Source organism: Burkholderia sp. MSMB2157WGS (assembly GCF_001532755.1).
In the GTDB taxonomy this organism is placed as follows: domain Bacteria; phylum Pseudomonadota; class Gammaproteobacteria; order Burkholderiales; family Burkholderiaceae; genus Burkholderia.
Window position 1 is genome coordinate 1 of the sequence record NZ_LPJG01000047.1, and the last position, 15,025, is coordinate 15,025.

Sequence of the window (15,025 nt, forward strand, 5' to 3'; positions counted from 1 at the left end):
CGATCTGCGGCTATGCGAACCTCGTCTACGTCGGCGCGGGCGCGAACCTGCAAGGCGAAGGCACGCTGCGCAACGGGCTGATCGCGATGCTGCTGATCGTGCCGGTGTTCCTCTATCGCCACTACTGGCAGGATCGCGGCCGCTTTCCCACGCAGATGCAGCGCGACATGGCGCTCGACGCTCCGAAGCGCGCGTGGTGGCTGAATGCGATGCCGTATGCGGCGTTGATCGGAGCCGCGCTGACGATCGGCGTGTCGCACTACCTTGCGTGGGGGCTTTGAGCGTCGATTGCCCACCTGCCGAATCATCCCAGTCCGATAGGCCGACGGTGCCTTCGACGATAAGCTTGTTGTGCGCGGTACCGGATCGACGGCGCTGAGCGCGCCTCACCGGGCAACGCTCACGCGATTCCGGATCTCGCGCACCGTCCGCCTGCGACGGCTTCGATGCGGGCGCTCGATGGTGGCCGGTGGGCGCGGCCACGCTTTGAAGGGCGCTGATCTTGCTGCAACTCGATAACGCTGCCATATGCGAGCGTCGAGCGTCCGCATCGGAGCCTGTCGCGCGTACGCCCCACCGCCTCACCGATCTCGCTCGGAGTCGACATGAACCCACGACAGACGACATTGCAAGACGGCGAATACTGGGCCGTCTGCAAGGAACGCAACGATCTCGCCGCGGCCGTCAACGGCCACGGCGCCGTGTATCCGCGCACGCGGATGACCGTGCGCGACGGCGTCGCGGTGTTCCATCGCGGCGGCGACACGCTGTGGACGTGCCGCGCGCACTACGCGTTCGCGAATTTCACGATCGACCCGGCGTAGCGCGTCGACTCGAACGGCCCCGTACCGGATACGGTCGGGTGCGCCGGGTCCGCGCTGCTACGCAGCCGTCGGCTCCTGTCTCAGCAGCGGCGCAAGCGCGCGTGCCTGCGAATGCCGGCGTATCGTTCTGAGCGCCTCCGCCTCCAGCAGCCGACGCCGTGAAGTGTTCCGGACCAGCTCGACGCATGCGTCGACCAGCCCGTCGTATGACGCCGCATGGAATCCGCCTGCATAGTCGTCGTCGACCGCCGTGGTCGGCGACACCTCGCCGACTACGGCCTTGCCGTTCGTCATCAGATAGAACACACGCACGATCTCGAAGATGTGGGATGCGTAGTGATGCAGGTTCAGCACGACTTTGGCACGCGCGACGTACGCGTCGCGCGCTTGGCCGTAGACTCCGCTCACGACACCCACTGTCAGACCGCGCGCCCGCAACGCGTCGAGTATCGCCGCTCGCCGCGGCCCGATCGTGCCGTAGAACAGCACGTCGATGTCCTGTTCCACGTCATGTGCAATACGACGCAGCTTCGGATGGAAACCGAGTTTCAAGTAGCGTGCATGCCCGATGCCCAGGTGGCGCAGCTTCGCGATGTTCCGCTTGCTGTAGTCCCACGTCTCGTAACGAGCGGTCCAGCGGTAGATGTTCTGGTTCCACGGTTGTTCGTCGACATGGAGCTGCTCGGTATTGACGATTATCGTGTCGTTCGGGACGTGCCCGGTCGCGCCGGGATCGGCAAGATGGCAACCGATCAGGATGTTGCGCGCGCCCGCCATCATGTTGTTCTCGCTGAAGCTGACGCCGTGACCGAGATCTTCGAGCCCGTAAGCGATGACTTCGGCGAGTTCCGTGAACGCGCCCGAATGCGCGTAGTCCTCGGGCCGGACGATGCAAATGTTGTAGTGCACGACGAGACTCCCGTATCGCCCGGCAGGTAAGCGGTGAATCGCTGTGGGCCCGGCTGTGATGAACGAATGCAGCCAAAACGCGGAAATTGGCGACCATGTCGCTCGGCACCAGTCCAGTCCGCGATCACCGGCCATCGGCGACGCGCAGCGTTCGGCTGAATGACTGCCCGCAACGGCACGTCGGGCCATGCGCCCGGCATACCGTGCGGTGACGATGTCGCCGTTCGCCGCGGGGCGATCGCGACGCCATAGCCAACGCCACTTTAGGCATTCCTTCGCAGCGACTAAATCGGACCAGTCCTAATCTTCACCGGGTTGCTGTCGATCTCCCCGCGCCCGCATGCCGGGCTCCGCGCGCCCTATCGGGCCGTGTCGATCGGAGCCGTCCGGCGGCGATCGGTGCCGTGCATCGCCTTTTCGACCGTCGACGTTCGACGCCGCCAGGGCGGGCGTCAGCTGCCACGCGACCCATATCGGCGAATGACGGTTGCAGCACGCTCACCCCGCCTGCGCGCCCACCGTACGGACGAACTCCGACACGCCCGTCAGCATGATCTGCACGCCCACGCACAGCAGTAGAAACGCCGACACGCGCATGGCGACCTTCGTCCCGTCGGCGCCGAGATATCGGGCGAGCGTCGTCGCGCGGCTATAGATCTGCCAGATCGCGAGCGCGACCAGCGCGGCGACCGCCACCGAAATCACCCCCGACATCAAATAGTCGGCCACGCCGCGCGTGCGGTTCGCGTGCAGCGCGATACCGGCCGCGATCGAACCTGGGCCGATCGTGAGCGGCACCGTCAGCGGAAAGAACGCGCGCGACATCAGGCTTTGCAGATCGCCGCCCTGCGCCGGCGCGGAGCCGCCCGGCACGTCGGGCGCATTCAGCATCGACCAGCCGGCGACCGCCACCGCGAACCCGCCTCCGATCCGCAGCGCCTCCATCGAGATACCGAAGAAGTTCAGCACCGGTGCGCCGACGAAGAAGATCACGAGCAGCGTGCCGAACACGTTGATCGCCAGCTTCTTCGTCAGTTGCGCACGCTCGGCTTCCGTCAGCGACTGCGTGCGCTCGAGAAACACGAAAGCCATGCCGATCGGATTGATGATGCCGACCAGGCCCGTGAAGCCGAACAGGATTTCAGGAATCAGGCGTTCAACCGACATCGCCACCATGGTTCTCCGTTGACGTAACGTGACATGACGCAAAAAAACGGCCGCTCGACAGGAGCGGCCGCAATCGCAGATCGTTTCCGTGAAGCGGCAGGGGCCATGCCCGGCGCCTCGTGGAATTGAAATTGTCGTGGAGACGAAGGGGAATCGGAATCAGTCGAGTCTGATTTTGCGGTACCGGGATGCCAGCCGCGAATCGCCGCGCTCGATGGAACGGCAACGCACCGCGCGGGAAAGCGGTCCGCCTACTCGCCCCCTCGCGCGCACATCGTGCTCGTGTCTCCCTCCGCGCCGTCCCGCAGCGTCGACCGCCCCGGCGCCACTTTCGGCGGCGCCACCGTGCCCACCTCCGCCCACGGCAAATTCGGAATCTCGTCGAACATCGCCCGCTGCCGCTGCGCCCACGTCGTATTCAGCATCCCGTAATAGGGATCGTGTTCGTCGAAGGTCGCGAACTTGGTCGCGCTCAGCGTATCGCGCTCGTACACCAGCAGATCGACCGGCAAGCCGACCGACACGTTCGAGCGGATCGTCGAGTTCATCGAGATCAGCGCGCACTTCGTCGCGTCCGCGAGCGACATCGCTTCGCACAGCATCCGCTCGATGATCGGCTTGCCGTACTTCGCTTCGCCGATCTGCACATACGGGCTCAGCGTCGACGCCTCGATGAAGTTGCCGGCCGCATAGATCTGGAACAGTCGCGGCGCCTCCCCGCGCACCTGCCCGCCGACGATGAAGCTGCAGTTGAAATCGACGCCGAACTCGCGCAGCGATTGCGCGTCGCGCGCGTGGACGGCTCGCACCGCGTCGCCGACGAGCCGCGCCGCATCGTGCATCGAGCGCACGCGCCAGATCGACTGCGGATCGGTCTTCGGCTGCGACGCCAGATGCTGCGTCACGGCCTGCGTGATCGCGAGATTGCCGGACGACAGCAGCACGACGACCTGTTCGTCCGGTACCTCGAACAGCACCATCTTGCGGAACGTGCTCACGTGATCGATGCCCGCGTTGGTGCGCGAATCGGACAGGAACACGAGCCCTTCGTCCACGCGCATCGCGACACAGTACGTCATTGCGCGCCTCCTGCCTGCACGTCCACCTTCACGTCGAGCGACTCTTCGCCGCCGCCGATGCGCATGCCGCGCACGGGCGCCGCCGCTTCGTAGTCGCGCCCCGTCGCGACACGGCAATACGCTTCGCCCGCGAAGCGCGCGTGCGTGACGTCGATCGACACCCAGCCGATCTCGCGCACCCATACGTCGACCCACGCATGGCTCGCGGCATGCTCGACGTCGCCCGCATCGAAATAGCCGCTTACGTAGCGCGCGGGCACGCCGCCGGCGCGACAGCATGCGAGCATCAGATGCGCGTGGTCCTGGCATACGCCGTGGCGCAGCGCCAGCGCATCGGCCGCCGTGCTCGTCGCGGCCGTGACGCCCTGCCGGTACGCAACCGTGCCCGCGATCCGCTCGGCCAGCGCGACGAACGCATCGGGCCCGTCGCCCGCGCCGAGCGGCACGGCGAGTTCGCGGATCGCGTCGTCGGCCTCGGTGAGCCGCGTCGGGCACGTGTAGTGCTCGACCGGCACAGGCCCCGGATCGAGCCCGAGCCGGCCGTCGTCGAGCGGTTGCGTGTCGATCGCGCCGTGCGCGTGCAGCGCGATCTCGGTCAGCGGCCGCGTGACGACCAGCGAATGCAGCGCGTTGCCGTATGCGTCGGTCGATGCGTCGAGCGCGCCGGGCGCGGCGATCCGCCAGCCCGCGACGTACTGCGACGGGAGCGTCGGCGGCGTCATCCGGATCTGCTGGATCGAATAGGTGAGCGGCGCCGAATAGCGATAGATCGTGTCGTGTCGGATGGTCAGATACATGGGAACCTCGATTCAGCTCGCGGACATCATGAAGGCGCGCGAGACCATGTTGCCGAGCGCATAGACGCGCTCGAGCGATTCGTTCAGGAATGCGTGCAGCCCCTGCGCGCGGATCTTGCGGATATCCGCGTAGTGCAGCTCCGCGCGCAGTCGGCCGGCCTCGCGTTCGCATTCGGCCGACGCGGCGTTCTTCAGCTTGTCGAGCGTCATGCAGAAATCGTCGATCGCCGCGCGCAGCGAGCGCGGCATCGCGGGGTTCAGCAACAGCAGTTCGGCCACGCGCTCGGGTGTCACGACGTCGCGATAGACCTTGTGATAAATCTCCATGCCCGACACCGACGTGAGAATCGACGTCCAGTAATAGAACTCGTCGATCTCGTCGGGGGTGTCGGCCGTCGCCTGTTCGATGTCGAGAAAGCGCACGTCGAGCATCCGCGCGACGTTGTCCGCACGCTCGAGAAACGTGCCGAGCCGCGAGAAGTAATAGGCGTCGTCGCGCATCGCGGTGCCGATCGACACGCCGCGCGCGAGGTGCACGCGCGACTTCACCCATTCGAGAAACCCATGCGGATCGGACGCGAGCGCATCCGATCCGAGCTGCTCGACGCACTCGATCCACGTGTGGTTGATCGTCTCCCACCACTCCGTCGTCAGCAGGCCGCGCACCGCGCGCGCGTTCTCCCGCGCGCTGCGCAGGCATGCGTAAATGCTCGACGGGTTGTCGCGATCGGCGACCAGAAACGCGATGACGGTTTCCGGCGCGGGTTCGCCATGTTTCGCCGCGAACGCGGGTTCGAGTTCGACCGAGCGCAGCAGCGCGCGCAGCGTGCGGCGCTGCCGTTCGGCGCCCTGCGGCAGCAGCAGCGATTTGAGATTGATGTCGACGATGCGCGCGGTGTTCTCCGCTCGCTCCAGATAGCGCGCCATCCAGTAGATATGATCCGCGGTGCGGCTCAGCATGCTGCCTCCTGTGTCTTGTGATTCCGGCCGTCGCTCCATCCGGCGGCCCTGCGCTTCGGGCTCAGCCCGCGACCCACGTGTCCTTCGTGCCGCCGCCCTGCGACGAATTCACCACCAGCGAGCCTTCCTTCAGCGCGACGCGCGTGAGACCGCCCGCGACCATCTTCACGGTACGGCCCGACAGCACGAACGGACGCAGGTCGATATGGCGCGGCGCGATGCCGGCTTCGACGAAGGTCGGGCAGGTGGACAGCGCAAGCGTCGGCTGCGCGATGTAGTTGTCCGGCTGCGCGACGAGCCGCGCGCGGAACGCGTCGATCTCGGCCCGGGTCGCGGCCGGGCCGACGAGCATCCCGTAGCCGCCCGCGCCGTGCACTTCCTTGACGACGAGCTCGGGCAGATGCGCAAGCGTGTACGCGAGATCGTCGGGCTTGCGGCACTGGTAGGTCGGCACGTTGTTCAGGATCGGCTGCTCGCCGAGATAGAACGCGATCATGTCGGGCACGAACGGGTAGATCGACTTGTCGTCGGCGATGCCGGTGCCGATCGCGTTCGCGATCGTCACGCGTCCCGCGCGATACGCGCCGAGCAGCCCCGGCACGCCGAGCGCCGAATCGCTGCGGAACGCGAGCGGATCGAGAAAATCGTCGTCGAGCCGGCGATAGATCACGTCGACGCGCTTCGGCCCGTGAGTCGTACGCATATGCACATACCCGCCGTCGACGAACAGGTCCTTGCCCTCGACGAGCTCGACGCCCATCTGCTGCGCGAGGAACGTGTGCTCGAAATACGCGGCGTTGTACATGCCCGGCGTCATCACGACGACCACCGGATCGTCGACGCCGTCCGGCGCGCTCGCGCGCAGCGTATCGAGCAGCAGGTCCGGATAGTGCGCGACGGGCGCGATGCGGTTGCGCACGAACAAATCGGGAAAGAGCCGCATCATCATCTTGCGGTTCTCCAGCATGTACGACACGCCCGACGGCACGCGCAGGTTGTCCTCGAGCACGTAGAACGCACCGTCGTCGCCGGCCCGCACGAGGTCGACGCCCGCGATGTGCGCGCGAATGTCGCGCGGCACCTCGACGTTCTGCATTTCGGGCCGGTACTGCGCGTTCGCGTAGATCTGCGCGGCCGGCACGATGCCCGCGCGCACGATGTCGCCGCGGTGGTAGACGTCGTGCAGGAACCGGTTCAGCGCCTCCACGCGCTGCCGCAGGCCGGCTTCGAGCGTGCGCCACGCGTCGGCGGGCACGATGCGGGGAATCTGGTCGAACGGGATCAGCCGCTCGCCGCCCGATTCGTCGTCGTTGACGGCGAACGTGATGCCGACGCGCCGGAACATCAGATCCGCTTCCGCGCGCTTGCGGCGCATCGTGTCGTCGGTCTGCTCGCTCAGCCAGTGCTGGAACGCTTCGTAGTGGCGCCGCACGGCGCCGCCTTCGAGATGCATTTCGTCGTAGAACTGCATGCGGGTCTCCGTTTATGGTTGGATGCGCCGTCGCCGGCGCACGGCGAAGCGTGCGCGGGAAATGGGCGGGGCATGCGACCGGCGGTCGGCCGGTCGTTGGAAGAAGGCGCGGGCGGCGTCAGGAGTCGGTCGGGCGCGCCGGATACATCGGGTGAAGCTCGGCCTCGCCGCGTCGCTGCGGCCGCAGGATCGGGGCCGATGCCTGCCGGCGGATGTCGATGAGCCACGACGCCAGCTCGGCATCGGTCATGCCGAGCGCCTTCGCCGTGTCGGACGACGCATCGGGCTTGCGCGGATAGCGCGCCTTGGCGTGAGCCGCCGCCAGCGTGGCCGACTCGCGCGCTTTTCGGCTCGCTTCGTCGGAGCCGCTCGGCGCCGCACCGCCGGGTGCGGCGGCCGGACGCGCGACGAAACCGGGGTGCGGGGTATTCGCGCCGTCGTGCATCCCGATCGCGGCCGGCCGCCGCAGCTCGTGCGCGTGAGGCGCCGCGACGCACATCGACCCGAACATCGATCCCGCCATCGCCACCACGACGGCAGGGCGCCGGGCACACGGCCCGCACTGGAGCCGCACGCCTGCGAACGGATGCGCGACCCGTGTCGCCAACCGCCCGATGATGTGTCGATAGCCCATGATGTCCATAGGAGTACGTCCTCGGCAAACCGCACCGCGCTCGTTTGAATGGAAATTCACCGATTCCAGTATCGCGTTCGGTACGCGGGCAAGTAAATCGGACTGGGCTGATTTCGCCGGTACGCGATCACGGCCGGCGATCGGATCCGCCTCATCGGCGACACGGTGATGGATAACTTTCGTCATTCGGACGACCGGAACCGCGGCGTGCCAATCGACACCTTCGGCACGCTCGTCGCAGCGTCGCTCGATCTACCGCTCAGTCAGTTGCCCGTGTCGTGCATCGCTATCGGAAAGCCGCCGATCGCCGCCGGTTGCGCGGCCGCCGGATTCACGGCGATACCCGTACCGAGCGCCGCCACCAGAATCAGTCCAGTCCGATAGGCGCAGGCGCCGCCCGCCGATATGCTTTCGTGGTGCGGCATCGGTGAAGCCCTATTCATGTCGGAGTGAGTCGGTCATCAATCTTCGCCGTTTGCCGCACCCCTCCTTTGCCGTCCGGCTTCGGTGTGGGCGTTCGGTGGTGGTCGGTGGGCGCGGCCACGACAGAGATTGATGGTGTTGAAACGCAACGCTGCCATATGCGAACGCCGAGCGCCCGCTCCGAAGCCGAACCGGCGCCATGACGATCATTCAAAGAAACGCAATTCGCGTCGATACAATTTATCGAAATCGCCAATATCGTTTCATTTATTCCATTCAAGTCAATCGATTCGCCTTCGGTTTCAATTGATTGAACAATAAATAATCTGCCGGCGAATATTTTTCAATTTATTTTTCGACATGCTTTTCACACCGCGTTTCAAACGGCAAACGTTTGCATGACGCGGCGAGACGCCTTAAACACCGTTCCTCAGGAGGAAAGCATGGCCGACTCTCAAACGTCCTCGAATCGCGCCGGCGAATTCTCGATTCCGCCGAATACCGATTTTCGCGCGATTTTCTTCGCGAATGCCGCCGAGCAGCAGCACATCAAACTGTTCATCGGCGACAGCACCGAACCCGCCGCCTATCACAAGCTGACCACGCGCGACGGCCCGCGCGAAGCCACGCTGAATTCCGGCAACGGCAAGATCCGCTTCGAAATCACGGTAAACGGCAAGCCGTCGGCTACCGACGCGCGACTCGCGCCGGTCACCGGCAAGAAGTCGGACGGGTCGCCGTTCACGGTGAACTTCGGGATCGTCGTGTCGGAAGACGGTCACGACAGCGACTACAACGACGGCATCGTCGTGCTGCAGTGGCCGATCGGCTGATCGATCGAGCGATCGTCAGGCAGTCGTCGGGAGGCCGCTCGCAGCGGCAGCCCGACGGTTGCGCGTCGAACCGCACACGGCAATTCAATCGAACCCCGTTTCGGCATTGGAGACCTTCATGCCCATTCTTTCGACTTCGATCAACAGCGCGCCCGTCCTGACGTCCGAGGCGTACGTCGACATACCGGGCCTGCACCTCGACATCGCGAAGCAAAACATTCGCGACGGCAAGTTGCTGGTCACGCTCAACGTGCCGACGCCGTATGCCACCGGCAACAACTATCCCGGCATCTATTTCGCCATCGCGACCGACAAGGGCGTGGTCGCGGACGGCTGCTTCACCCATTCCACCAAGGCACCGGAAACCAGCGGACGCGTGCCGTTCACGCTCGTCGTCGCGATCGACGTCACGAGCGACGTCACGTTCGTGAAAGCGCAGTGGAAGAGCGTGCGCGGCAGCACGATGCATATCGATTCGTTCGCCAGCCTTTCCGCGATCGGCGAAGCGTCCGCCCAATCGCCGTCCCAGTCCGGCGGAAACCAGGGCGCCGAAACCGGCAGCGGCGGCAGCGGCGGCAGCGGTGCCGGCAACATCGGCGGTGGCGGCGAACGCGACGGCACGTTCAACCTCCCGCCGAACACCAAGTTCGGCGTGACCGCGCTCACCAATGCGGCGAACGACCAGACGATCGACGTCTACATCGACGACAACCCGCAACCGGCCGCCACGTTCAAGGGCGCCGGCGTCCAGGACCAGAATCTCGGCACGAAGGTGCTCGACTCCGGCAAGGGACGCGTACGCGTGATCGTGACGGTGAACGGCAAGCCGTCGCGGCTCGGCTCGCGCCAGGTCGACATCTTCAAGAAGTCGTACTTCGGGATCGTCGGCTCGGAAGACGGCACCGATGACGATTACAACGACGGCATCGTGTTCCTGAACTGGCCGTTGGGCTGAGGATTGCGCGGCACCGGGGCGCATGCCGCGGCCATCGCCAGCCCTCATGGCGTGGCGATCCGGGAGCGCGACGCTCAGAAATTGAGCGTCGCCGTGACCCATGTCTGTCCGGCGTCCGGCCGCTGGCCGGCCGGTGCGCCGACCCTGAACGCATGAGACACGTCGACGCGCGCCCGGGCCTTGTACTGATACGACAGCCCCACGCCGTAGCCGCGCGCGTTCCACGTGTTGTCCGCACCGGCCAGCGAGCGCGACTTGTTGATCTGACCGCGGCCGACATCCGCGAACACGCGCGCCGAAAGGCCGGGCACCGCGGCAATCTCCTGCGTCAGATCGACCGACGCGATTGCGCCTTGATCGACGCTCGGCGCGTCGTATCCATAGGCGCGCACCGCGTTCGGCCCACCTAGGGTCATCTGTTCCGACGGATCGAGGTGCGTGCTCGCGAACTGCGCGCTCATGCGTGCGCGAATATTGGCGCCCGGCCACAGCATCTGCGTGAAATCGGCGGAGCCGCCCCACTTCACGAAGCGTCCCTGCGTGGACGGGTCGCCCAGTCCGACTTCGAGCTGCTTCACGTCGCCGGCATCGACCGTGAACGCGTATTGCAATCCGTTGGCCCGCCCTTTCCAGTCGCCGAAATGCGAACCGTTCAGCGAGACGCTCGCCACGTTCGAGCGCCGGCGAAACGCGTAGGAAAAGAACGCATCCTTCAGCAGCTTCCGGTTGTACGCGACACCGACGCTCAGATCGTCCTTTGGCGTCGACACCAGCGGATGCCTGACATACGCGCCGATCACGTCCGCATAACCGTCGCCCAGATCCTGCAAGGGGCCACCCAACGCATATTGAACGCGAGAGTACTGAACGCCGCCGCGCGTTCCCGCGCCGCCCAGCGGGACATCGTACGAAGCGAGACCGATCCACGTCTTGCCATGCGCGCCGTCCCGATCCTGAATCGCGGACGGCGCATTGTAGGCCAGCACGCGCGCGCGATCGCCGATGCCCAACGGGCTGTTCGCGGTCACTTGCGCGCCGACCCGGTAGCGTCCGGTACTCGGCGATCCGCCGTTGTCGGCGACCGCCGTCGCTTCGATGGCCGGTTCGGGCGCGACGTCGAGCACCACGCGCGTGCCGCCCTCGGTCTCGCCTTGCGTCAGCATCGGCGTCACGGATGCGACACCGGGCAATGTGCGCGCGATCTGCGCGGCGTGCTGCACGTCGCTCAGATCGGGGCGCGTGATCGCGAGCAGCGCAGCCCCGCGCTTGCCCGCACCCGGCACGACGCGCTCGAGCGTCGCGTCCGACACACGCGAGCGATTGTGCAGTTCGATGCTTTCGACATGCCCGCGCACGATCGTGAAGCGCACGACGCCGTTGCGCGCATCCTGCTCCGGCAGGATCGCGAATACCAGCAAGCCGAGTTGCCGACGCAGCAGCGCGTTGAGCTGCATGCGCACCATCGTGATCTGCTCGAACGTCAGGTCGCGGCCCGCCGCGCTCGCGAACAGCCGCGCGACGTCGCTGTCGAGCGGTTCGCCCAGTGTTTCGTTCAACTCGAAGCGCGTGACGTGCAGCGTCGCCGTGCCGCTTCCGGCAGCGCCGGCGCGATCGTCGACGCCCCCATCGTCCGCACCTTCCTGCCGGCGCACGCCGTCGACACCGGGGGACAACAGAGACTGATTCTGCTGCAGCAACTGGCCTGCGTTTCCGGGTGGCTGCAAAGTCTGCCCGTCGGCACGCGCAGCGGCGAACAGCAGCAACGCGGAGGCAGAGATGCGCGCCGTCGCGCCGTCCATGCGACGACCGATGGTCAACGTCGATTTCATGATGAGTTCCGCCAACAAATAGCCGCAAGTCAGGCGCGGACGCCTGCTGCGGCTTCCGGTCATGCGGCTCTTCGAGAGATTCGGGATGCGACGCCGCAAGCCTGCGTTGCAGCGGATAGGACGGAAAAGAGGCACGGCGCCGAGCCGTGCATCCGTCAGACGAACCATTCGCGGCACGCGCCGCGACGACTACCGGCGAATTCAAGAGGGGCAGGCGTAACGATCGCCTGCCCCGGAACGCGCAAAAGCGAACGCAAGCGTCACGTTCGCGTTCGCCCATGCCGCACGGAGGGCATCCCGTGCGGCATGCGGCGCGGTTTATCGCGACGTGCCGATGTTGCTCATCGACAATTGGCCGGACGTGTTCAACGGCCCGTCCTGCACGTACATGGCGTTATCGCCCACGCCCTGCACGGTCGCATCGCCGTTGATCGTCGCGCCGGTCGATGCAATCGCCACACGCCGGCCGGCCAGCGTCACGCCGTAGTCGGGACCGACGCTTCGCGTGCCCAGCGTGGCGCCGTTCGACAGATTCAGGTCGCCGGTGCTGGCCACGCGAATGTTCTGCCCGGTGATCCGGCCGCGGATGTTGACGATACCGCCCTGGTCGCCGTTGTCGGCATTGCGGCCGCTGATCAGCACGTCACCCCGGCTCAGGCCGCTTGCCGACCGGCTCGCGTTCGACCGGTTGATCGCGTCGATCTGGCCGCGGTTGCGTGCAACTTCCGCATCGGCAGCGCCGGATGCGTAGGCCTGCAGGCTCGCATAGCCGTTGTCGGCCGTGATCCGGCCGTCGTTCGCCACCAGTGCGCGATCGGTCGCATCCGTCACGTCGACCTGGTTCAGGCTGCCGTCCGCGTTCAGCGACATCGTTGCGCCGCCGCCTGCGGCCAGCGCGACGTTGCCGTTGCCGCTCGTGATGCGCCCGGACGCGAGGTTCGTCGCCTCGCGGCCGATCAGCGCCGCGCCGGTTCTCGATGCGATCGTCCCTTCGTTCTGGACGATCGCGCGCTTGGCCGGATCCACGTTGAAGCGCAGCGCGCGCTTTTGCATGAAGTCGTCGTCCGACGTGTCGGCGGCCGCCAGCGTCACGCCGTTCGCGTTGATCGTCGCGCCCTTGCCGACCACGATGCCGTCCGGATTCAGCACGAAGACGCGGCCGTTCGCGTTCAGCGCGCCGTCGATCGACGTGACCTTGCCGGATGCCACGCGGTTGAGCACGGCTGCATTCGCATTCGGTTGCCGGAAATTGATGGCCTCGTCGCGTGCGATGTCGAAATCCTTCCAGTTCACGACCATGCGGTCGGTCGACTGCTGGACGTCGGTGACCTTGCCGTCCTGTTCGATGGCGCCCGCGCCGGCAACGATCGAACCGCCCCGGCCCGGCTGTACCGGAACGACCGGATCGACCGGTGCGACGGTCGCGCCGTGCGCCTGCCCCGGTGCGTAGTCGCCCGGCGCGTACGAGGTCGACGAAGTAGCCGAGTTCGCGACGGTATAACCGGACGGCGCGTGAACCGTGCCGTTGAGCACGACGTGACCGTTCTCGTTGGTCGCGACCCGCAACAGTCTGCCGCCGCGCAAAACGCCAGCCGAAGACTGTTCGACGCCTCGATCCCCGAAGAGCACGACTTGCCCCGTACCGTCGACGACACCGTCGATCCGAAGCACACCGCCGCCGCCATCGGCCGTTGCAATAGTCAGGTTTCCGAACCGCGACGCGTCCGGCGTCGTCACTTCGCCGGCAATATCCACGTTCTTGCCGAACAACCCCGCGCTACCGGTCGCGTGGACCCGTCCGTCGACACTCAGCTTGTCGTTTGCAGTCAATATGGCCCGCCCCGCGCTGACCGTCCCGGTGCCGGCCACGTTCAGATCGTTGTTTGCTTCCAGTGCAACCGTGTCGGCGCTGACCGCCCCGGTCCCCGCGACGGTCAGGTTGCCCCCGGCCTTCGCCGTCAGGAGATCGGGCGTCGTCACATTGCCGATCACGATCTCGCGTGCGGAGAGATCCACAGGGCCTCGTGCATACAACAGCCCGCCACGTTGGTCGATCCGATCGAACCCGGAGGCGCTCATCGAGCCGTTGGTCAGGATCAGATCGCCCTGCTGGAGATAAGTCGAATCCGGCCCACTCCCGACGATCTTCATCGTGCCGTCGGACGTCGCGCCGTTCGCCGACACGGTGACCCGATTGGCATTCACGGTGGTATCGGCCGCGCGTCGGATACCGTCTCCGCGGTTGGTGCTCAACGTCGCTCCGTCGAACGTCACTCCGCCGGTACCGCGAATTTCTATGTTGCGTGCGCTGATATCGCCACCGACACGGATATCGGCACTCCTCGGGGCGCCGTTGGCGGCGTACATCGACACGGTACCTGCTCCGTCCACTCCACCCAGGTCCGCAAGCGACGCCGCTTCGAGGTGGCCGGTATTGCGCACGACTTCAGAGCGCAACGCATCGGTCGTATTCCCTTCCAGTCGCGCCCAGCCGTTGCCGGCCGAAACCACCCCGTCGTTGGCCGCCAATGCGCCAGCCGCGCCATCGGTGACGTAGGCGCCTTGCACGCTGCCGTCCGCGGCCAGCTCGAGCATCACCTTACCGCCCGCCAGAAGCCCGACGCTGCCGTTCTCGGCCACGACGCCCCCGTCGGGGCCGTTGATGACGCGCGCGCCAGCCAGTACTGCGCCGCTCTGCGTCGTGATCGTGCCGTCGTTACGCACGGTGCCCGTCGCACCGTTGGCGTTCTGCAGCGTCAGCGGGCGATTCGCCATGAAGTCGCCGTCCGACACGTCGGCCGCAGACAACACCACGCTGTTCGCATTGATCGTCGCGCCCTTGCCGACCACGATGCCGTTCGGGTTCACGACGAACACGCGCCCGTTCGCGTTCAGCGCACCTTGAATCGACGTCATGTCGCCCGATTGCACGCGGTTCAGGATCGCGGCATTGGCATTCGGTTGGGCGATGTTGACCGTTTCCCCTTTGCCGATGTCGAAATTCTTCCAGTTGACGATCATCTTCGACGACGTCTGGTCGATCTGCGTGTTCGGACCGCTATGCGTGATGCTGCCGGCGCCGGCCGCGATCGCGCCGCCTTGAGCTGCATACGCATGACCGCCCGCAATCAACGGAATCAACAT

The 15,025-nt window shown here is 66.1% G+C and carries 14 protein-coding genes and 1 pseudogene; 5 read left to right on the forward strand and 10 right to left on the reverse strand.

The genetic code is table 11. The features are described 5' to 3' along the window. Both WT53_RS27800 and WT53_RS27805 read left to right on the forward strand, forming a co-directional pair. Positions 1–281: pseudogene (locus tag WT53_RS27800) on the forward strand (amino acid permease); the annotation flags it as partial. Positions 282–605: 324 nt separating this feature from the next. Further along, on the forward strand, positions 606–824 hold the full coding sequence (locus WT53_RS27805) for a hypothetical protein (RefSeq protein WP_034205677.1): 219 nt from the start codon (positions 606–608) through the stop codon (positions 822–824). Between the two features lie 57 nt (positions 825–881). On the opposite strand, the gene WT53_RS27810 is transcribed toward WT53_RS27805, so the two are convergent. The 8 genes from WT53_RS27810 to WT53_RS33690 form a co-directional block, all read right to left on the reverse strand. Beyond that, a complete protein-coding gene (locus WT53_RS27810; RefSeq protein WP_257127881.1) occupies positions 882–1,922 on the reverse strand; it encodes a hypothetical protein in 1,041 nt (346 codons plus the stop codon). A gap of 309 nt (positions 1,923–2,231) precedes the next feature. After that, positions 2,232–2,900, reverse strand: coding sequence for a MarC family protein (locus WT53_RS27815; RefSeq protein ID WP_034206280.1), 669 nt, complete (start codon positions 2,898–2,900; stop codon positions 2,232–2,234). A gap of 251 nt (positions 2,901–3,151) precedes the next feature. Beyond that, on the reverse strand, positions 3,152–3,979 hold the full coding sequence (locus tag WT53_RS27820; RefSeq protein WP_060262386.1) for a peptidase: 828 nt from the start codon (positions 3,977–3,979) through the stop codon (positions 3,152–3,154). Next, positions 3,976–4,776, reverse strand: a complete 801-nt coding sequence (locus WT53_RS27825; RefSeq protein ID WP_034205680.1) for a transglutaminase family protein — start codon at positions 4,774–4,776, stop codon at positions 3,976–3,978. Before WT53_RS27825 ends, WT53_RS27820 begins: the two co-directional genes overlap by 4 nt. A gap of 12 nt (positions 4,777–4,788) precedes the next feature. Then, the gene (locus tag WT53_RS27830; RefSeq protein ID WP_034205681.1) at positions 4,789–5,736 is read right to left on the reverse strand and encodes an alpha-E domain-containing protein; all 948 of its coding nucleotides are present in this window, start codon (positions 5,734–5,736) and stop codon (positions 4,789–4,791) included. Between the two features lie 61 nt (positions 5,737–5,797). After that, positions 5,798–7,207: a circularly permuted type 2 ATP-grasp protein gene (locus WT53_RS27835; RefSeq protein WP_034205682.1), complete on the reverse strand. Its 1,410-nt coding sequence runs from the start codon at positions 7,205–7,207 to the stop codon at positions 5,798–5,800. Between the two features lie 118 nt (positions 7,208–7,325). Next, positions 7,326–7,730 carry a hypothetical protein gene (locus WT53_RS27840; RefSeq protein ID WP_156447911.1) on the reverse strand — a complete coding sequence of 135 codons (405 nt, stop codon included), beginning with the start codon at positions 7,728–7,730 and terminating at the stop codon, positions 7,326–7,328. 374 nt (positions 7,731–8,104) lie between these two features. Further along, positions 8,105–8,284: a hypothetical protein gene (locus WT53_RS33690; protein ID WP_156447912.1), complete on the reverse strand. Its 180-nt coding sequence runs from the start codon at positions 8,282–8,284 to the stop codon at positions 8,105–8,107. Between the two features lie 423 nt (positions 8,285–8,707). Between WT53_RS33690 and WT53_RS27845 the strand changes: the two genes are divergently transcribed. Both WT53_RS27845 and WT53_RS27850 read left to right on the forward strand, forming a co-directional pair. Then, a complete protein-coding gene (locus WT53_RS27845) occupies positions 8,708–9,097 on the forward strand; it encodes a fucose-binding lectin II (RefSeq protein WP_034205684.1) in 390 nt (129 codons plus the stop codon). A gap of 118 nt (positions 9,098–9,215) precedes the next feature. After that, complete coding sequence (locus WT53_RS27850) at positions 9,216–10,052, forward strand: fucose-binding lectin II (RefSeq protein ID WP_060262390.1); 837 nt, start codon at positions 9,216–9,218, stop codon at positions 10,050–10,052. Between the two features lie 74 nt (positions 10,053–10,126). Here the strand turns inward: WT53_RS27850 and WT53_RS27855 are convergent, their stop codons facing one another. Next, complete coding sequence (locus tag WT53_RS27855; protein ID WP_179949054.1) at positions 10,127–11,881, reverse strand: ShlB/FhaC/HecB family hemolysin secretion/activation protein; 1,755 nt, start codon at positions 11,879–11,881, stop codon at positions 10,127–10,129. A gap of 318 nt (positions 11,882–12,199) precedes the next feature. Beyond that, complete coding sequence (locus WT53_RS27860) at positions 12,200–14,902, reverse strand: filamentous hemagglutinin N-terminal domain-containing protein (protein ID WP_257127883.1); 2,703 nt, start codon at positions 14,900–14,902, stop codon at positions 12,200–12,202. Here WT53_RS27860 and WT53_RS34465 point away from each other — a divergent pair. Next, positions 14,832–14,984 (forward strand): hypothetical protein, encoded by a 153-nt coding sequence (locus tag WT53_RS34465; RefSeq protein ID WP_257127884.1) that lies wholly within the window; start codon positions 14,832–14,834, stop codon positions 14,982–14,984. The two genes, WT53_RS27860 and WT53_RS34465, sit on opposite strands and share 71 nt — an antisense overlap. Positions 14,985–15,025: the final 41 nt, after the last annotated feature.